General features: G+C 65.5%; 18 protein-coding genes. 7 read left to right on the top strand and 11 right to left on the bottom strand.

The genetic code is table 11. The features are described from left to right. Position 1 precedes the first annotated feature (1 nt). Genes alr through purF form a run of 4 tightly spaced genes read left to right on the top strand, consistent with a single transcriptional unit; the run spans position 2 to position 4,696 of the window. Positions 2 to 1,174: an alanine racemase gene (gene alr, locus GM909_RS05435; protein WP_235911657.1), complete on the top strand. Its 1,173-nt coding sequence runs from the start codon at positions 2 to 4 to the stop codon at positions 1,172 to 1,174. Continuing rightward, positions 1,174 to 2,571: a DNA repair protein RadA gene (radA, locus tag GM909_RS05430; protein ID WP_157015191.1), complete on the top strand. Its 1,398-nt coding sequence runs from the start codon at positions 1,174 to 1,176 to the stop codon at positions 2,569 to 2,571. The genes alr and radA overlap by 1 nt, the downstream gene beginning before the upstream one ends. Before the next feature lie 28 nt (positions 2,572 to 2,599). After that, on the top strand, positions 2,600 to 3,142 hold the full coding sequence (locus GM909_RS05425) for a CvpA family protein (RefSeq protein WP_157015190.1): 543 nt from the start codon (positions 2,600 to 2,602) through the stop codon (positions 3,140 to 3,142). A 51-nt stretch (positions 3,143 to 3,193) separates the two neighbouring features. Continuing rightward, on the top strand, positions 3,194 to 4,696 hold the full coding sequence (gene purF / locus GM909_RS05420; RefSeq protein WP_157015189.1) for an amidophosphoribosyltransferase: 1,503 nt from the start codon (positions 3,194 to 3,196) through the stop codon (positions 4,694 to 4,696). Between the two features lie 37 nt (positions 4,697 to 4,733). Here purF and sugE read toward each other — a convergent pair whose 3' ends face one another. Next, the gene (gene sugE, locus GM909_RS05415) at positions 4,734 to 5,051 is read right to left on the bottom strand and encodes a quaternary ammonium compound efflux SMR transporter SugE (protein ID WP_157015188.1); all 318 of its coding nucleotides are present in this window, start codon (positions 5,049 to 5,051) and stop codon (positions 4,734 to 4,736) included. Positions 5,052 to 5,258: 207 nt separating this feature from the next. Here sugE and GM909_RS05410 point away from each other — a divergent pair, with 207 nt between their 5' ends. Continuing rightward, positions 5,259 to 6,008 carry an SDR family NAD(P)-dependent oxidoreductase gene (locus GM909_RS05410; protein ID WP_157015187.1) on the top strand — a complete coding sequence of 250 codons (750 nt, stop codon included), beginning with the start codon at positions 5,259 to 5,261 and terminating at the stop codon, positions 6,006 to 6,008. 108 nt (positions 6,009 to 6,116) lie between these two features. Further along, a complete protein-coding gene (locus tag GM909_RS05405) occupies positions 6,117 to 6,752 on the top strand; it encodes a hypothetical protein (protein WP_157015186.1) in 636 nt (211 codons plus the stop codon). A gap of 12 nt (positions 6,753 to 6,764) precedes the next feature. Here GM909_RS05405 and GM909_RS05400 read toward each other — a convergent pair whose 3' ends face one another. From GM909_RS05400 to GM909_RS05365, 8 genes are all read right to left on the bottom strand, one after another. Beyond that, positions 6,765 to 7,271 (bottom strand): OsmC family protein, encoded by a 507-nt coding sequence (locus GM909_RS05400; RefSeq protein ID WP_157015185.1) that lies wholly within the window; start codon positions 7,269 to 7,271, stop codon positions 6,765 to 6,767. A gap of 83 nt (positions 7,272 to 7,354) precedes the next feature. Then, the gene (locus GM909_RS05395) at positions 7,355 to 7,699 is read right to left on the bottom strand and encodes a RidA family protein (RefSeq protein ID WP_157015184.1); all 345 of its coding nucleotides are present in this window, start codon (positions 7,697 to 7,699) and stop codon (positions 7,355 to 7,357) included. A 49-nt stretch (positions 7,700 to 7,748) separates the two neighbouring features. After that, on the bottom strand, positions 7,749 to 8,564 hold the full coding sequence (locus GM909_RS05390; protein ID WP_157015183.1) for a CDP-alcohol phosphatidyltransferase family protein: 816 nt from the start codon (positions 8,562 to 8,564) through the stop codon (positions 7,749 to 7,751). A gap of 5 nt (positions 8,565 to 8,569) precedes the next feature. After that, positions 8,570 to 9,268: a phosphatidylserine decarboxylase gene (locus tag GM909_RS05385; protein WP_157015182.1), complete on the bottom strand. Its 699-nt coding sequence runs from the start codon at positions 9,266 to 9,268 to the stop codon at positions 8,570 to 8,572. 88 nt (positions 9,269 to 9,356) lie between these two features. Then, positions 9,357 to 9,821 (bottom strand): SgcJ/EcaC family oxidoreductase, encoded by a 465-nt coding sequence (locus GM909_RS05380; RefSeq protein ID WP_198174136.1) that lies wholly within the window; start codon positions 9,819 to 9,821, stop codon positions 9,357 to 9,359. A gap of 134 nt (positions 9,822 to 9,955) precedes the next feature. Further along, positions 9,956 to 11,848, bottom strand: coding sequence for an ABCB family ABC transporter ATP-binding protein/permease (locus GM909_RS05375; RefSeq protein ID WP_157015180.1), 1,893 nt, complete (start codon positions 11,846 to 11,848; stop codon positions 9,956 to 9,958). A gap of 41 nt (positions 11,849 to 11,889) precedes the next feature. Beyond that, positions 11,890 to 12,207, bottom strand: a complete 318-nt coding sequence (locus tag GM909_RS05370; protein ID WP_328600443.1) for an ArsR/SmtB family transcription factor — start codon at positions 12,205 to 12,207, stop codon at positions 11,890 to 11,892. Positions 12,208 to 12,291: 84 nt separating this feature from the next. Beyond that, positions 12,292 to 13,845: a LysM peptidoglycan-binding domain-containing protein gene (locus GM909_RS05365; protein WP_157015178.1), complete on the bottom strand. Its 1,554-nt coding sequence runs from the start codon at positions 13,843 to 13,845 to the stop codon at positions 12,292 to 12,294. Between the two features lie 113 nt (positions 13,846 to 13,958). Between GM909_RS05365 and GM909_RS05360 the strand changes: the two genes are divergently transcribed. Beyond that, positions 13,959 to 14,570, top strand: coding sequence for an LOG family protein (locus GM909_RS05360; RefSeq protein ID WP_157015177.1), 612 nt, complete (start codon positions 13,959 to 13,961; stop codon positions 14,568 to 14,570). A 107-nt stretch (positions 14,571 to 14,677) separates the two neighbouring features. Here the strand turns inward: GM909_RS05360 and rarD are convergent, their stop codons facing one another. Together rarD and cimA are read right to left on the bottom strand one after the other, a co-directional pair. Then, complete coding sequence (rarD, locus tag GM909_RS05355) at positions 14,678 to 15,586, bottom strand: EamA family transporter RarD (protein WP_157015176.1); 909 nt, start codon at positions 15,584 to 15,586, stop codon at positions 14,678 to 14,680. Between the two features lie 76 nt (positions 15,587 to 15,662). Then, on the bottom strand, positions 15,663 to 17,279 hold the full coding sequence (gene cimA / locus GM909_RS05350; protein ID WP_157015175.1) for a citramalate synthase: 1,617 nt from the start codon (positions 17,277 to 17,279) through the stop codon (positions 15,663 to 15,665). Positions 17,280 to 17,288 lie beyond the last annotated feature (9 nt).

The raw sequence follows: 17,288 nt of genomic DNA, 5'->3' as shown, positions 1-17,288 counted from the left end.
GGTGAGCGACGAAATCCACATCCACGAGACCGGCGCCGATTCCCGATTTGCCGGCGGGTTCCTGACCATCGACCTTTCGGCGCTCGTCGCCAATTACCGGGCCCTTGCACGGACGTCGCGGCCGGCCCGCACGGCCGCGGTGGTCAAGGCCGATGCCTATGGGCTGGGCACCGTGCCGGTGGTCAAGGCGCTGGTGAAGGCGGGATGCGAGGACTTCTTCGTCGCGCTGCCGGAAGAAGGCGTGGCGGTCCGCCAGATCGCGCCAAAGGCGCGCATCTTCGTGCTCGGCGGTCTGTTCGGCAGCGAGGCCGCGCCGATTTATGGCGAGCACGGCATGATCCCGGTGCTCAATTCGCTGGCCGAGATCGCCACCTGGGAAGCCTTTTGCGGCGACGAGGGCGCCAGGCATCCCTGTGCCATCCATGTCGATACCGGCATGAACCGGCTCGGACTGTCGGCAGCCGATGTGGCGGCGTTCACTGACGACAACAGCCTGACCGGGGCGATCCAGCCGATCCTGGTCATGAGCCATCTCGCCTGCGCCGATGATCGCGGCCAACCGATGAACCATCGCCAGCTCGGGGCTTTCCGTGGCTTGCTGCCGGCCTTCGGCAAGGTGGAGGCCAGCCTGGCCAATTCGGCCGGCATCGTGCTCGGCCACGACTACCATTTCGACCTGACACGGCCGGGCATCGCGCTCTATGGCGGATCGCCCAATGGGCGGGTCGATATGGAACCCGTCGTCACCGCCAGCGCCCGCATCGTCCAGATACGCCTGGCCGCGGCCGGCGAATTTGCCAGCTACGGCGCCGGCACGAGGCTCGCACGCGACACGATCATCGCGGTGGCCGGCGTCGGCTATGCCGACGGCTTTCATCGCTCCGCGTCGGGCGCCGGGGTCGTCATGCGCGGCGACGGCAGCCCCGGCGGGCACGGCTTCGTCAACGGGGCGCGCGTGCCCATTCTGGGCCGCATCACCATGGACACGACCCTGTTCGACGTTACCGATCTGGGTGAGGACGCCGTCAGCCGCGGCGACCTGATCGAGTTGTTCGGTCCCAATATCCCGATCGACGAGGCGTCCGCTACCGCCGGCACGATCGCCTATGAGCTCCTGACCGGCATCGGCCGACGCTATCATCGAAGCTATGTGTCGCGGGAGCCCGCTTCCTGATGGCCAAATCGCGCATCCAGTTCGTCTGCCAGAATTGCGGCACCGTGCATACGCGTTGGGCGGGCAAATGCGACGCCTGCGGCGAATGGAACACGCTGGTCGAGGAAGGCACCTCGGGCGGCATCGGGGCGGGACCAGCCTCGATGCGCAGCGCACGCAAGGGCCGTGTCGTCGCGCTGACCAATCTTTCGGGCGACATCGAGGACGCGCCGCGCATCGCCAGCGGCATCGCAGAGCTCGACCGCGCGACAGGCGGCGGCTTCGTGCGCGGGTCGGCCCTGCTGGTCGGTGGCGACCCCGGCATCGGCAAGTCGACGCTGCTCACCCAGGCCGCCGCCGCGCTGGCGCGCCACGGCCACCGCATCGTCTATGTCTCCGGCGAGGAGGCGGTGGCCCAGATCCGCCTGCGCGCGCAGCGCCTCGGAGCGGCCGACACGTCGGTGGAGCTTGCCGCCGAGACCAATGTCGAAGATATACTGGCGACGATTTCCGACGGCAGGCGGCCGGACCTCGTCATCATCGATTCCATCCAGACCCTGTGGACCGACCTTGCCGACTCCGCGCCGGGAACCGTGACCCAGGTGCGCAGCTCCGCACAAGCGCTGATCCGCTACGCCAAATCGACCGGTGCGGCGATCGTGCTGGTCGGCCATGTGACGAAGGAAGGCCAGATCGCCGGACCGCGTGTGGTCGAGCACATGGTCGACGGCGTGCTCTATTTCGAAGGCGAAGGCGGCCATCACTACCGTATCCTGCGCACGGTGAAGAACCGTTTTGGGCCGACCGACGAGATCGGCGTCTTCGAAATGTCGGACAAGGGGCTGCGCGAAGTGGCCAATCCGTCGGAACTGTTTCTGGGCGAGCGAAGCGCCAAGGCGCCGGGTGCAGCCGTTTTCGCCGGGATGGAAGGCACGCGGCCGGTGCTCGTCGAGATCCAGGCGCTCGTTGCCCCTTCCCCGCTCGGCACGCCGCGGCGCGCCGTCGTCGGCTGGGATTCGGCACGGCTTTCGATGATCCTGGCGGTGCTCGAAGCCCATTGCGGCGTCCGCTTCGCGACCCACGACGTCTATCTCAACGTCGCCGGAGGCTATCGCATTACCGAGCCGGCGGCCGATCTCGCCGTGGCGGCTGCGCTTGTTTCGTCGCTCACCGGACTTGCCCTGCCAGCGGATTGCGTCTATTTCGGCGAAATCAGCCTTTCCGGCGCCATCAGGCCTGTCGCGCATGCGCAGCAGCGGTTGAAGGAGGCGGAGAAGCTGGGCTTTGGCCGCGCGGTCCTGCCTGCGGGCAGCGGCGACGCGGTGGGCGGCATCGCGAATGGGAGCTTCCAGCCGGAGGGGCTGGGCGATCTCGTGGCCCGGATTGCGGGGCCCCGGCGCAGCCGCGAGGAAGATTGAGGCGGCGCGGGACAAGGATGGAGCGACTATGCCGATAACGCTGCTTGACGGAATTCTCGTCGGCTTCACCCTGATCTCGGCCATTCTTGCCATGGTGCGCGGTTTCTCGCGCGAAGTTCTGTCGGTGGCGTCCTGGATCGCCGCGGCGGCGGCGGCCTATTATCTTTACCCCTTGGTGCTGCCCTATGTGGCTCCCTATATAAGCCATGCGCAACTGGCGCTGGGAGCGTCGGCCGCCGTCGTGTTCGTCATCGCGCTGATCATCGTGACGGTGATTACGATGAAGGTCGCCGACTTCATCATCGACAGCCGCGTCGGCGCGCTCGACCGCACACTGGGCTTCGTCTACGGCGCGGCGCGTGGCATTCTGGTCGTCGCCGTGGCATTGTTGTTCTTCGACTGGCTTGTGGCTGACAACAAGCCGGCCTGGGTTTCGGAGGCGAAGTCGCGCCCGCTGCTCGAAGGCGTGGGCGTGACGCTGCAGAACATGCTGCCGGACGACCCGGAAAATTCGATCCTGGAGAGGCTGTCGCCTGAGGACGAGCAGACGGCAGGCGAAACGAGCAATTAGCCGCTTGTCAGCGGCGCGCAAAGGACCAACCCGTCCGAAAGGCGGCCCGCGATGGCATACCCGGTCGACACCACCGCCAAGAGCGATCCTGGCGATGAATCCGTGCTTTCTTCCGAAGCCGACGATCATTTCCACGACGAATGCGGCGTGTTCGGCATATTCGGCCGGCAGGATGCCGCGGCGATCGCCACGCTCGGCCTGCATGCGCTGCAGCATCGCGGCCAGGAGGCGGCCGGCATCGTCTCTTATGACGGGTCACAGTTCCACGTCGAGCGTCATGTCGGACTGATCGGCGACACGTTCACCAAGCAGTCCGTGATCGACAGGCTGCAGGGCACCCGCGCCATTGGCCATACGCGCTATGCCACGACGGGTGGGGCCGGCCTGCGCAACGTGCAGCCCTTCTTCGCCGAACTGGCCGACGGCGGGCTGGCCGTGGCGCATAACGGCAACATCACCAATGCGCTGACCATGCAGCGCACGCTGCAGAAGCAGGGCGCGATCTTCTCGTCCACATCCGACACCGAGACGATCATGCACCTGGTGGCTATGAGCAAGGAGCGCGACACCAATGCGCGCATCATCGACGCCATCCGCCAGTTGGAAGGCGCCTTCTCGCTGGTGGCGCTGACCTCGAAGAAGCTGGTCGGCTGCCGCGACCCGCTGGGCATCCGGCCGCTGGTGCTGGGCGATCTCGACGGCGCGTGGATCCTCGCTTCCGAGACCGTCGCCCTCGACATTATCGGCGCGCGATTCGTGCGCGATCTTCAGCCCGGCGAGATGGTCGTCATCACCGACAAGGGCGTGGAAAGCCACTTTCCCTTCGAGCCGCAGAAATCACGCTTCTGCATCTTCGAATATGTCTATTTCGCACGGCCCGATTCGACCGTGGAAGGGCGCAATGTCTACGATGTGCGCAAGCAGATCGGCGCCGAACTGGCGCTCGAGAACCCTGTCGAGGCCGACATCGTTGTGCCCGTGCCCGATTCCGGAACGCCGGCCGCGATCGGCTTTGCCCAGGCGGCCGGCCTGCCCTTCGAGCTCGGCATCATCCGCAACCACTATGTCGGGCGCACCTTCATTTCACCCGGCGACTCCATCCGCCATATGGGCGTCAAGCTGAAGCACAACGCCAACCGCCGCATCATCGAAGGCAAGCGGGTGGTGCTGGTCGACGATTCGATCGTGCGCGGCACGACGAGCCAGAAGATCGTGCAGATGGTGCGCGACGCCGGCGCCAGGGAAGTGCACATGCGCATCGCCTCGCCGCCGACACGCGCCTCCTGCTTCTATGGCGTCGATACGCCGGAAAAGGCGAAGTTGCTCGCCTCGCGCATGTCGATCGAGGAGATGGCGGAATTCATCCGCGTGGATTCGCTCGGGTTCCTGACAATCGACGGTCTCTACCGCGCCGTCGGTGAAGCCGCGCGCAATGGCGAAATGCCGCAATATTGCGACGCCTGCTTTACCGGCGACTATCCGACGCGCCTGCTCGACCTCGAGGGCACGGACAATGTCCGTACCCTGTCGCTGCTGGCCAATGGCGGGCAGTAGGCCGGGATCTGCGGCCGATAGATGCGGCCACGCCGGATCAATGCGCCACGAGCTTCAGCCCGGCGATACCGGCGACGATCAGGCCGATGCAGGCGATGCGCACGATATCGGCCGATTCCTGGAAGAGCAGAATGCCGAGCGTGACGGTGCCGATCGTTCCAATCCCGGTCCACACCGCATAGGCCGTGCCGAGCGGCAGAGTGCGCAGGGCCAGGCCGAGCAGGCCGAAGCTGACGGTCATCGACGCAACCGTGCCGATGCTCGGCCACAGCCGGGTGAAGCCTTCGGTGTATTTCAGACCAATCGCCCAGCCGATCTCGAACAGACCGGCGGCGACAAGGACAATCCAAGCCATTCTCATCTCCATTGCTGGCGACGAGGTCGTCCTCATCAATTTTCGGGAAAAGGTCCGGGTCGTCCCGGCCGAGATAGATGTAGGCCGCAGAAGTGCCAACTTCAAGCCGGGCGGCGGGTTTCACTCGCGCGATATTTGTACTATCGGGTCGCGGTGCCGCCGCTGCGGCAATAAGACTTCAGCTTCACCCCGCAACGGAAGGCTTCGATGCAGGACAAACTCCATCTTACCGGCCGCGTCGCGCTGGTTACCGGCGCATCGCGGGGCATCGGCTATTTCATCGCCAGGGGCTTGGCCGCGGCCGGCGCCCATGTCGTCGCCGTGGCGCGCACCGTCGGCGGGCTGGAGGAACTCGACGACGAGATCAAGGCGGACGGCAAGGGCGAGGCCACCCTGGTGCCGCTCGACCTCACCGACATGGCCGGGATCGATCGGCTTGGCGGGGCCATTCACGAGCGCTGGGGAAAGCTCGACGTGCTGGTGGCCAATGCCGGCATCCTGGGCGTCATTGCTCCCGTCTCTCATGTGGAGGCAAAGGTGTTCGAGCGCGTCATGGCGATCAACGTGACGAGCACATGGCGGCTGATCCGCTCGGTCGATCCCTTGCTGCGCCAGTCGGACGCCGGGCGCGCCATCATCATGTCTTCCGGTGCGGCGCATTCGGCGCGCGCCTACTGGGGCCCCTATGCCGCCTCCAAAGCCGCCGTCGAGGCGCTGGCCCGCTCCTGGGCCGACGAGACGAAGAATCTTGCCCTGTGCATCAATTCGGTGAACCCGGGCGCCACGCGAACCGCCATGCGCGCGCTGGCGATGCCGGGCGAGAACCCGGACACGCTGCCGCATCCTTCCGAGATCGCCGAAAATATCCTGCAGCTTGCAAACCCGGCATTGACCGAGACCGGCCTCATCTTCGACGCGCGGGAGCGGAAATTCCTGGCCTATCGCCTGCCAGAATAGGTCCTCGGCCCGGCCACACACAGACTTGATTGGCCGCGCGACGGCGGACTGGCTAGCCTCCGGGAGCAGGCGGGGATTTGGCTCCACCGGGAGGACGCAGACATGCCCATGAAATTGCTTCTCGCAGCCTCGGGTCTTGCCCTGGCGATCGCCGCGGCCCATGCCCCGGCTCAGGCCCAGGACACCACGATGAGCTTCTTCGTCACCAGCGCCGGCCCCGGCAGCGGCGCCGATCTGGGCGGGCCGGAGGGCGCGGACGCCCATTGCGCCAGCCTGGCCGAGGCCGCCGGCGTCACCGGCAAGACCTGGCGCGCCTATCTGTCGACGAGCACGGAAAACGCCCGCGACCGCATCGGCAGCGGCCCTTGGTTCAACCAGAAGGGCGAGAAGATCGCCGACGATGTCGCATCTCTGCATAGTGACGCAAACGCCATCAGCAAGGAAACGGCGCTCGACGAGAGCGGCAGCATGGTCAATGGCCGCGGCGACGATCCGAACCGGCACGACATTCTGACAGGATCGCTGCCGGACGGAACGCTTGCCGCCGACCAGACCTGCGGCGACTGGACGATGAATGGCGCGGAGGGCGCGGCGATGGTCGGCCATCACGACCGCATGGGATTGCGCGACGACGCGCCGTCGAAATCGTGGAACTCGTCGCATCCCTCGCGCGGCGGCTGCAGCCAGGAAGCGCTGCGCGGCACCGGCGGCGACGGCCTGTTCTACTGCTTCGCCACGAATTGACGCCAAGACGGCTCACGCCTTCACGGACACCGACAATTCGGGCTGTGAATTGAGCGTCTGGAAGACGACGCAATAGCGCTCGGTGAGCTTCAGGAGCGTGTCGACACGCTCCTGCGGCTCGTCGGTATCAAGCTCGAAATTAAGCCGGATCGCCTTGAAGCCCACAGGCGCCTGCCTGTCGACACCGAGCGTGCCGCGGAAATCGAGGTCGCCTTCCGCGCTGACCTTCGCATCGGCAAGGCGGAACTCAAGCGCCGTTGCGACGGCCTTCATGGTGACGCCGGCACAGGCGACCAGCGCCTCGAGCAGCATGTCGCCCGAGCACAATTCCGCACCCGAGCCGCCGGTCGCCGGATGAAGGCCGGCGACCGCCATGGCGCGGCCGGTTTCCACCTTGCAGGCGATACTCGCATCGTCGAGCCGGCCCTGTGCCTTCAGCACGATCAGCCCGGCATCGGGATTGTCGCGGTAGCGTGCCTTGATCGGCGCCTGCAGGTCCTTGAGGGCTTCGGCATCCATTGGTCTTCCTCCCGTGAAGGAAGCAAGACAATCACGGATGCCGGGGACCGGCAAGACGTTCGTTCAGCCGCGCGCCGCGGCGATCAGAGCGCGGCGACGACGATGATCTCGACGAGATGTTGCGGCGTGGCAAGCCGGGCCTCGCCGGCCGCGCGGGCGGGCGGGTTGGCCGGATCGATCCAGGCGTCCCAGATCGCGTTCATGGCCTCGAAATCGCGCATATCGGCAAGCCAGATGGTCGCCTGCAGCAGTTTCGACTTGTCGGTACCAGCCTCGGCCAGAAGACGGTCGATGGAGGCGAGGATGGCCTCGGTCTGCTCGCCTACGCCGGTGCCCGGCTTGCCGACCTGGCCGGCCAGATAGACCGTGTTGCCGTGAATGACGGCCTGGCTCATGCGCTTTCCGGGTTCGATGCGGCGAATGGTCATGCAAGGGCTCCTGTGGTTGATGACTGTGGCGCGCGGCGGCTCACCTCGCCTACGGGCCACCGGTTTCGCTCTCGGCCGCCTCGCGGCGGCTGTAGGCGCGATAGCTTAGCGGCAGAAAGACCAGATAGAGCAGCGCCGAGACAGTCATGGTGTGCCAGGGATAGGTGCTGAGAAGGAGAACGAAGAGCACCACGCCCAGCATCAGGGGCACCACGTAGTCCGAGCGGATGCGCGCGCCGGTGCTCTTGCCCGACCAGACCGGAATGCGGCTGACGAGAAGGGCGGCCACGACCAGGGTGAAGATGCAGGAAATCCAGGCGAAGACCAGCGAATGCGGCACGCCGACGAAACTCAGATAGGCCGGCAGCAGCACCAGCATCGCACCGGCCGGCGCCGGCACGCCGACGAAATAGTCGGCCCGCCAGCCAGTGCTGGCGGGATCGTCGGCCATGACGTTGAAACGCGCCAGGCGCAGGCCGCAGGCAATGGCGAACAGGAGCGCGGCGATCCAGCCCGGCGAGCCGATGCGATCAAGGATGAAAGCGTAAAGGACGAGCCCCGGCGCGACACCGAAATTGACGATGTCGGCCAGCGAATCCATCTGGGCGCCGAAATTCGACGTCGCCTTGAGCGCGCGCGCGACGCGGCCGTCGACACCGTCGAGGAAGGCCGCCAGCAAAACCATGGCGATCGCCATCTCGATGCGGTGCTCGAATGCCAGCCTGATGCCGGTCAGCCCGGCGCAAATGGCGAGCACCGTGATCAGGTTCGGGACAATCAGCCGCAACGGCATCTGGCGGAACCGGGCGCCGCGCGGATCCCTGGCCGTTTCGCCGTTCGTGTTCGGCTGCCTGTCTGCGCCCATCGGGTTCACGATACGCGAATCAGGGGCGCCGCCGCCGGGCCGCCAAACTCGGCGATGACGGTCTCGCCCGCCACGGCCGTCTGGCCCGGCGCCACGCGGGCCATTGCGCCCTCAGGCAGATAGATGTCGACGCGCGAGCCGAAACGGATCAGACCGAAGCGCTCGCCCACCGGGATGTCCGTGCCCTCCTCGACGAAGCAAAGGATGCGGCGCGCCACCAGCCCGGCGATCTGCACCACAGCGACCGGCCCGTTGGGGCTTTCGATGACGAGCCCGTTGCGCTCGTTTTCCGCGCTCGCCTTGTCCAGCTCGGCATTCAGGAACTTGCCGGCACGGTGTTCGATCCGCGCGATGCGGCCGCGCACCGGCGCGCGGTTCACATGGCACGAAAAGACATTCATGAAGACGGAGACACGCAGACGCTCCCCGGCGCCCAGATCGAGTTCGCGCGGCGGCACGGCCGGTCCGACCGCCGAGACCACACCATCAGCCGACGAGATGACCAGCCGGTCGTCGACTGGAGTGACACGCTCGGGATCGCGGAAGAAGTAGGCGCACCACGCCGTCAGGATCAGTCCGATCCAGAACAGATTGGTCGAGAACACGCCGAGCAGCACCGTGACACCGGCGAACGCGGCGATAAAGACCCATCCCTCGCGGTGAATGGGCACGAACGTGTTGCGAATGGTCTCCTGGAGGCTCATGGCGCAGCGCAGATTCCGGTTGTCGACGCGCGATGCTTAGCCGAAACGCCCCGCCCCCGCAATGCGAGGCGGCGGGCATCGAGTTGGCCTACGCGTCGGGAAGCGGGCCGCGCTCCTTGAACGCGGCATCCAATTCGGCCGACAATCTCTCCCGCCCTTCGTCATCCCAATGCAGAGCAGCAGGCGTATTCTGGAAGAGCTCGCTCTTCCAGCCTCCATCGACCTCCCGTGCCACGAGGGTCTGTCGTGCGTTGGCGGCAGGATTGATTCCGCTCTGTCCGGGCGGGACCATGCCGACATCCGCTCGCACGATTCCGACACCCCCGATCTCCCGGGTCGCACGCACGATCGCGACGAATGCCGGGGTGGGGTGATCGGCAAAGATCGTGTCAAGGTGTTCTTCGATAGCGCGGCGGCCTGCAACAAGGCTGCCATCAAAGCCGATCAACACACCCTCGTCGGCGAAGCATTCCGCCATCGACTTCGCGCTTCTGTCGTTCCAGCCCCGCAAGACCTTCAAATAGAGCGCGACGAGTTCATGGCTATTCGGCAATTTGGCACCTCGCACTGACCGTGTCGGTACGCGCCACATTAGTTCGACGAGATGCGTGACATCAAGGCATCGTCGCCTCAACGAACCTAGCGCGTTCGCTTCAAACGGAAACGTTTGAGCGAAAGGTACATGTTCTAAGACGCTTCCACTTCTTCGGTGCGCCGCCTGACGACGACGCCGAGCTCGTCCTCCTCGCGGGCGCGGCGCAGCCTTTCCTCGGCCTCCGTGGCCTCGCGCTGGCGGTCCCACATCTGCGCGTAGAGGCCCTTGGCGTCGAGCAGGTCGCGATGCGTGCCGCGCTCGGCGATCGCACCATCCTGAAGCACGATGATCTCGTCGGCCGCGATGACCGTCGACAGGCGGTGGGCAATCACCAGCGTCGTGCGGCCGCGGCTGACGAGGTCGAGCGCGGCCTGGATTTCCTGCTCGGTCTGCGTGTCGAGCGCCGAGGTCGCCTCGTCGAGCATCAGGATCGGCGGCGCCTTCAGGATCGTGCGGGCGATCGCCACGCGCTGCTTTTCGCCCCCCGAAAGCTTCAGCCCGCGCTCGCCGACCATGGTGCGGTAGCCCTCCGGCAAGCTCTCGATAAAGGGGCCGATCTGCGCCAGTTCGGCCGCTTGTCTCATCTCGTCCACCGTCGCGTCCATGCGGCCGTAGCGGATGTTGTAGGCCACCGTGTCGTTGAACAGCACCGTGTCCTGGGGAACCATGCCGATCGCGGCGCGCAGGCTTTCCTGCGTGACGCCGCGGACGTCCTGGCCGTCGATGGTGATGGCCCCGTCCTGGATGTCGTAGAAGCGGAACAAGAGCCGCGAGATGGTCGACTTGCCGGCCCCCGACGGGCCGACGATCGCAACCGTCTTGCCGGACGGCACCTCGAAGGAAATGCCCTTCAGGATCGGCCGGTTGGAGTCGTAGGCAAAGTGCACATTGTCGAAGCGCACGCTGCCCTTTTCCACGCAAAGCGGCCTGGCGTCCGGCTTGTCGACGACCTCGGCCTTGACGTCCAGCAGATCGAACATGTTCTCGATATCGGTCAGTCCCTGGCGGATTTCGCGGTAGATGAAGCCGATGAAATTGAGCGGCACGGCGAGTTGCATCAGCATGGCGTTGACGAAGACGAAATCGCCGATCGTATGCGTGCCGCGCTGCACCTCGATGGCCGACATGCACATGATGACCGCCATGCCGGCGCCGAAGATCAGCCCCTGGCCGAAATTGAGCCAGCCGAGCGAGGTCCAGTTCCTGGTCGCCGCCTCCTCGTAACGCGCCATGGAATGGTCGAAGCGCCGCGCCTCCATCGCTTCGTTGTTGAAATATTTGACGGTCTCGAAGTTGAGCAGCGAATCGACGGCCTTGGTGTTGGCGTCTGTATCGGAATCGTTCATCCGCTGGCGAATCACGATGCGCCAGTCGCTCGCCTTGACGGTGAACCAGGTGTAGAGCCAGACCGTCACGGCGATCACGGCGACATAGACCCAGCTGTAGGCGACGGCGAAGATGACCGCCACCAGGGCGAATTCCAGCACCGTCGGCAGCGTATTCAGGATTGTGAAGCGCACGATCGTCTCGATGCCCTTCACGCCGCGCTCGATGATGCGCGACAAGCCGCCGGTGCGCCGCTCAAGATGAAAGCGCAGCGACAACTCATGCATATGCACGAAGGTCTTGTGGGCGAGTTGGCGCACCGCGTGCTGGCCGACCCGGGCAAAAAGCGCGTCGCGCAGTTGATTGAAGCCCAGTTGCACGATGCGCACGGCATTGTAGGCCAACACCAGCATGACCGGCGCCAGCAGGAAGGCCGGCAAGTTCGGCAGCGAGGCCCCCTCGCCCGACAGCACCTCGGTGGCCCATTTGAAGAAATAGGGAACCAGCACCGTTGTGAGCTTGGCGACGATGAGAAAGACGGTGGCCCAGACAACCCGCATCTTCAGGTCAGGCCGGTCGGCCGGCCACATATAGGGCCACAGATTGCCCAGCGTGGCGAAAATCGAGCCGCTCTCGGCGGATACCGTCTTGTTGGCCAATGTCAGCTCCCGGAACTTTGTAGCGCTGGCGGATCGCCGCGTCAGCGCCTCGCGCAGCAGGTTGCAAGCAGGTCGCCCACGCCAGCCGACAGCCGCAAGACGGCACCGCGCTCGAGCGAGTAACGCGACTTGCGGTTTTCAGGCTCGTAGCGCACGAGCCCGGCCGCCACCAGAACCTTCAAATGCTGCGAGACCGTGGACTGGGCAAGATCGATGCAGTCGACGATCTCGCGGCAGCAACAGGCGTCCTGCCTGGCGAGATGGCGCAGAATGCAGATGCGCGCGGGATGGCCGAGTGCCGCCAATTGCGCGGCAAGCGCGTCGTCCGGCGCGGTTTCCAGCGTATCTGCTTCCGGCAAATTCAACGTAGATCGGCGATATACGATAACGATCGCCGGATCAAGAAGCCGCCGCGTTACACCGACGATTCAGCCACAAAGGCGCTATCCGTCCTGACGGGGATCCAGTGCGTCGAGATCGGCTTTCTCGCCTTCGTCGGTCGTGCCGGGCACCTTGAATATCTGGCCGGGCCAGATGAGATCGGGGTCGCTGATCTGGTCCTGGTTGGCGAGATAGATCGTCGAATAGCGCACACCCCGGCCATAGACGCGGCGGGAAATCTGCCACAGCGTATCGCCGCGGCGAATGATCACCGATCCGTCGACCTTCTCGAGCTTCGGCGCCGTCGTCTCACTGGCGGTTGCGGCCGGCTCTTCCTCAGGTGCCGCGACTGGCGCCGCGGATCCGCTGGCCTCGCTCTGCGACGCGACAGAAGTCTGCCCGAAGGCCGGTTCGGGCGCGCCGGCATCGGCCGCCGGCTCCGTCGCGGGCTGCGGCGCCACGGCCGAAAACTTCTCGCCTGCCTCGCGCTGAAACGGCACGGCCGCGCGCGCCAGCACCTCCGCGCCGGTCCCGTCCAGCACATCGGCGCGCACGATATAGTCACCGACCGGAATATCGCGCTGGGCTTCGATCAGGAAGCGGCCACCTTGCGAGACGCGTGCATCACCGAGCAGGATTTCGTTGGCATAGACCCGCACGGAAGCGCCAGGAGTGGCCGACCCGGCCACGAAGACCTGTTTGCCCTCGATTTCAACGGCCTCCACCGAAACCTGCGGCTGCGCCGGTTCAGCATCGGTGTCGGCTGCGGCATCGGCCTCCGAGGCCGCCGTCTCCGCCTTCGGCGCGGCCTGTTCGGCGGGCGCCGTTGCCTCCGGTTCGGCCGCGGCCGCCATGGGGCCGTCATCGGACGGTGATTGTGCTTCAGCCGGTTGCGGCGATGCCGCCTCCTCGTCGGGCCGGGCGCCGGCGGCCGGCTCTTCAGCCGGGTCGGAGAGCTGGTCTGGGTTCTTCACGGCGGGAGGCGGGGACTCCTCGCCCGCCTCGTCGGGTATGTCGTCCGTGACCGGCTTCGCCTCGGGCACCGTGATCAGCTTGCTCGGTTTGCCGGGCTCCTCGACGAGAGCCAGGACCTGGCCCGATTCGGCCTCCGGCACGGAGACAACCGCCGTTTCCACCGATGTGGCGGCAAGACCGTCGGATGTCGTGGCGCGCAGCACGATCTGGTAGTCGCCCGGATCGAGGGGGTCGTCGAGGACGAGAGCGAAGTCGCCGTCCAGGTTCGCCTCGGCCGTTCCGATCAGCGACGTTCCGGCCAGCACTTCCACATTCGAATTGGCCGGGGCAGACCCGGCAATGACGATGGACCCGTTCGGCTCGACCCGCACGACATCAAAGCGGGGCGGTAAAACCTCTACTGTTTCAGTAACTTGCTTTCCCGCTTCGGGCCGCGCCTGCTTGTCCGAGGCCTTGGTGTCGTCCGCGGCTGGCTGCGGCCGGCCTTCCGCCGGCGGAGTGCTGTCCTCCGGCGCTGCCGCAACCACGGCCGGCTCGTTTTTGGCCATTCCGTCAAAGACGCCCGTGACGTAGGCGGTCGCCGCCGCAGCGGCGGTCCCGCCTGCCAGGAAAAGCAGCGCCTTTACGGGGTTGATCGCCATTTCACATTAATCCCTTTGCCGGTTTTCGTCGGTCTATCCTGTTTTCACCGATGCGACAAGAAAAACGCCCTGTGGCCCTTGACGCGCCACCCTCCCGTGACGCCAATCGCCGCATGAGCACGATTCGATCCATCTGCATCTATTGCGGGTCCTCGCCCGGCCGTACGGCCGATTATGTCGAAACCGCCCGCGCCATCGGCGGCGAAATCGCGCACCACGGCCTTCGCCTCGTCTATGGCGGCGGCACCAAGGGCATCATGGGCGCCGTCGCCGAAGGCGCGATCGCCGCCGGCGGCAAAATCACCGGCATCATACCGCGCTTCCTGATGAGCAAGGAGGCGACCGAAAGCGCACTCGGGCGCCTGGACGATCTCGTCGTCACCGACGACATGCACCAGCGCAAGCACACCATGTTCGAGCTATCCGATGCCTTCGTGGCCCTGCCCGGCGGCATAGGCACGCTGGAAGAGATCGTCGAGATCATGACCTGGGCGCAACTCGGCCGCCATCGCAAGCCGATCGTTTTTGCCAATGTCAACGGCTTCTGGGACCCGATGCTGGCCTTGATCGACCATATGCGCGCCGAGGGCTTCGTCCATACGGGCCATCTGGTGCGCCCGCTGGTTGTCGACAAGGCCGAGGCGGTGGTTCCGGCAATCCTCGAGCAGGCGGCGGAGACGGCCGCACCGGCCGGCGGCGTCACCGACGTCATCGACAAGCTTTAGAACATGTCCCGCTCAAACGGAATCGTTTGAGCGAAAGGTACATGTTCCAGCATATTGATCTGGCGCGCATATCTTTGCTTCAAACGTTTCCGTTTGAAGCAAACGCGCTAGGCCGCCGCTTTTCGACGTTCCTTGAGCATCGACCAGGTGTAGATGACGAGCGCGATCCAGATCAGCAGGAAGGCGATCAGGCGCGCTTGGTCGAAGGGCTCACCGAAAATGAAGACGGCAATCAGGAACATCATCGTCGGTGCGATGTACTGCATGATGCCGATCGTCGACAGCTTCAAGAGCTTGGCGCCGAAGCCGTAGCACAGGAGCGGCACGGCGGTGGCCGGTCCACAGCCAACGAGAAGCAGAATGTCGGAAAGGCCGGCAGGGCCGAAATGTCCGCTGCCGTCCGCCTGCAGCCACAAGAGATAGGCCAGCGCCGGCACGCACAGGATGGCCACCTCAAGGAAGAAACCCTGGCTGGGGCCGATCGGCAGGGTCTTGCGGAAGAAGCCGTAAAGGCCGAACGACACGGCAAGCACGAGCGACACCCAGGGCAGGCCGCCGGTCTCCACCGTCAGGACAACGACGGCGAGCGTCGCCAGTGCAACCGCGACGAGTCGGGCGCGCGACATGCGTTCGCCCAGAAGAACGGCACCGAGCACGATGCTGACCAGCGGGTTGATGTAATAGCCGAGCGACGCCTCGAGCGCCCGGTCGGCGGCCACCGCCCACACATAGACGCTCCAGTTGATCGTGATCAGCATCGCCGTCAGCGCCGCCATGGCAAGGGTGCGCGGCGATTTCAGCGCCGCCCTGACATCGCCCGTGCGCCCCAGGTACCACAGGACGACGCCGGCCACGGGCACCGACCAGACCACGCGGTGGGCCACCACCTCGACGGCCGGAATGTGCGCCAGCAGCTTCAGATAGAGCGGCAGCACGCCCCAGAGAAGATAGGCCGCGAACGCAAAGCCGAAACCGCGCGCGGCGGCCTTGTCGTCGGAGCGTGTGGGAACCGTCATGCCTTCTCCATGCGCCGGCAGAACGTGCCGCACCATTTCAATTTTCTGATCAACGAATTGGCGGCGTTGATGGGTGTTACCGGGTGGCTGCCAGCCCGGCCATTTCGCGGTTCTTCATCAGCTTGTAGACGATCGAATCCATCAGCGCCTGGAAGGAAGCGTCTATGATGTTGTCGGAGACGCCGACGGTCCACCAGCGCGCACCAAGCTCGTCATGCGACTCGATCAGCACGCGTGTGATCGCCTCCGTGCCGCCGTTGAGGATGCGCACCTTGAAATCGACCAGCGTCATCCCGTCGATCTCGGCCTGGTACTTGCCGAGGTCCTTTCTGAGCGCGATGTCGAGCGCGTTGACCGGACCATGGCCTTCGGCCACCGACATCTTCTCCTCGCCGTCGACCAGGACCTTGACGATCGCTTCGGAGACCGTCTTGAGATTGCCGGCGGCGTCGAAACGACGTTCCACCATGCACCGGAACGCGGTGACCTCGAAGAAGTCCGGCACCGCGCCCAATATCCGACGGGCCAGGAGCTCGAAGCTGGCGTCGGCGCCTTCATAGGCATAGCCCTGCGCCTCGCGTTCCTTGACGATCGAAATCAGCCGGTCGAGCCGATGATCGGCCTTGGCCACTTCGATCCCGCGACGCTTCAGTTCGGCGATGAAGTTCGAGCGCCCGCCCTGGTCCGACACCATTACCTTGCGGTGATTGCCGACTGTCCCGGGCGGCACGTGCTCGTAGGTTTCGGGCTCCTTGATCAGCGCCGAGGCATGGATGCCGGCCTTGGTGGCAAAGGCCGACGCGCCGACATACGGCGCCTGGGCGTCGGGAGCGCGGTTCAAGAGCTCGTCGAAATTGCGCGACAGGCGCGAAATCCCGGCGAGCGCATCGCGTGAAATGCCCGTCTCGAAGCGGTCCGCAAAGGCCGGCTTGAGCATCAGGGTGGGAATGATCGAGATGAGATTGGCGTTGCCGCAGCGCTCGCCGATGCCGTTGAGCGTGCCCTGGACCTGGCGCACGCCCGCCTCGACGGCGGCGAGCGAATTGGCGACGGCCTGGCCCGTGTCGTCATGGGCGTGGATGCCGAGACGGTCGCCCGGAATGCCGGCCGCGATCACCTTTTGCACGATGTCGCGGATCTCCGCCGGCTGCGTGCCGCCATTGGTGTCGCACAGGACGACCCAGCGCGCACCCGCCTCGTGAGCCGCCTTCGCGCAGGCCAGCGCATAGTCGGCATTGGCCTTGAACCCGTCGAAGAAATGCTCGCAATCGACCATCGCCTCCTTGCCGGCGGCGCGCGCCGCCTCCACCGAGACCGAGATCGATTGCAGGTTCTCCTCGTTCGTGCAGCCGAGCGCCACGCGGACGTGATAGTCCCAGCTCTTGGCGACGAAGCAGATCGCATCGGACCGCGCCTGGAGCAGCGCGGCCAGTCCCGGATCGTTGGACGCCGACACGCCTGCCTTCTTGGTCATGCCGAAGGCGACGAAGGCGGCGTTGTGCGTGCGCTTTTCGCCGAAGAACGTCGTGTCGGTCGGGTTGGCGCCGGGATAGCCGCCCTCGACATAGTCGACGCCGAGCACGTCGAGCATGCCGGCAATGGCGATCTTGTCCTCGAGCGAGAAGTCGATGCCCGGCGTCTGCTGGCCGTCTCTGAGCGTCGTGTCGAAGAGATAGATGCGTTGCTTATACATTTTGACGAT

Source organism: Mesorhizobium xinjiangense (genome assembly GCF_009749525.1).
Taxonomy (GTDB): Bacteria; Pseudomonadota; Alphaproteobacteria; order Rhizobiales; family Rhizobiaceae; genus Mangrovimarina; species Mangrovimarina xinjiangensis.
Note: the sequence above shows the minus strand (reverse complement) of the source record. Positions and strands in the feature narration are given on the sequence as shown.

Excerpts from the sequence above, each read along its gene's own strand:
- GM909_RS05405 (WP_157015186.1), top strand. The coding sequence starts at position 6,117 with ATGAAATTGCTTCTCGCAGCCTCGGGTCTTGCCCTGGCGATCGCCGCG.
- GM909_RS05385 (WP_157015182.1), bottom strand. The coding sequence starts at position 9,268 with ATGAGCCTCCAGGAGACCATTCGCAACACGTTCGTGCCCATTCACCGC.
- rarD (WP_157015176.1), bottom strand. The coding sequence starts at position 15,586 with ATGACGGTTCCCACACGCTCCGACGACAAGGCCGCCGCGCGCGGTTTC.
- purF (WP_157015189.1), top strand. The coding sequence starts at position 3,194 with ATGGCATACCCGGTCGACACCACCGCCAAGAGCGATCCTGGCGATGAA.
- GM909_RS05365 (WP_157015178.1), bottom strand. The coding sequence starts at position 13,845 with ATGGCGATCAACCCCGTAAAGGCGCTGCTTTTCCTGGCAGGCGGGACC.
- GM909_RS05410 (WP_157015187.1), top strand. The coding sequence starts at position 5,259 with ATGCAGGACAAACTCCATCTTACCGGCCGCGTCGCGCTGGTTACCGGC.
- GM909_RS05400 (WP_157015185.1), bottom strand. The coding sequence starts at position 7,271 with ATGGATGCCGAAGCCCTCAAGGACCTGCAGGCGCCGATCAAGGCACGC.
- cimA (WP_157015175.1), bottom strand. The coding sequence starts at position 17,279 with ATGTATAAGCAACGCATCTATCTCTTCGACACGACGCTCAGAGACGGC.
- GM909_RS05395 (WP_157015184.1), bottom strand. The coding sequence starts at position 7,699 with ATGACCATTCGCCGCATCGAACCCGGAAAGCGCATGAGCCAGGCCGTC.
- GM909_RS05360 (WP_157015177.1), top strand. The coding sequence starts at position 13,959 with ATGAGCACGATTCGATCCATCTGCATCTATTGCGGGTCCTCGCCCGGC.
- sugE (WP_157015188.1), bottom strand. The coding sequence starts at position 5,051 with ATGGCTTGGATTGTCCTTGTCGCCGCCGGTCTGTTCGAGATCGGCTGG.
- radA (WP_157015191.1), top strand. The coding sequence starts at position 1,174 with ATGGCCAAATCGCGCATCCAGTTCGTCTGCCAGAATTGCGGCACCGTG.
- GM909_RS05390 (WP_157015183.1), bottom strand. The coding sequence starts at position 8,564 with ATGGGCGCAGACAGGCAGCCGAACACGAACGGCGAAACGGCCAGGGAT.
- GM909_RS05425 (WP_157015190.1), top strand. The coding sequence starts at position 2,600 with ATGCCGATAACGCTGCTTGACGGAATTCTCGTCGGCTTCACCCTGATC.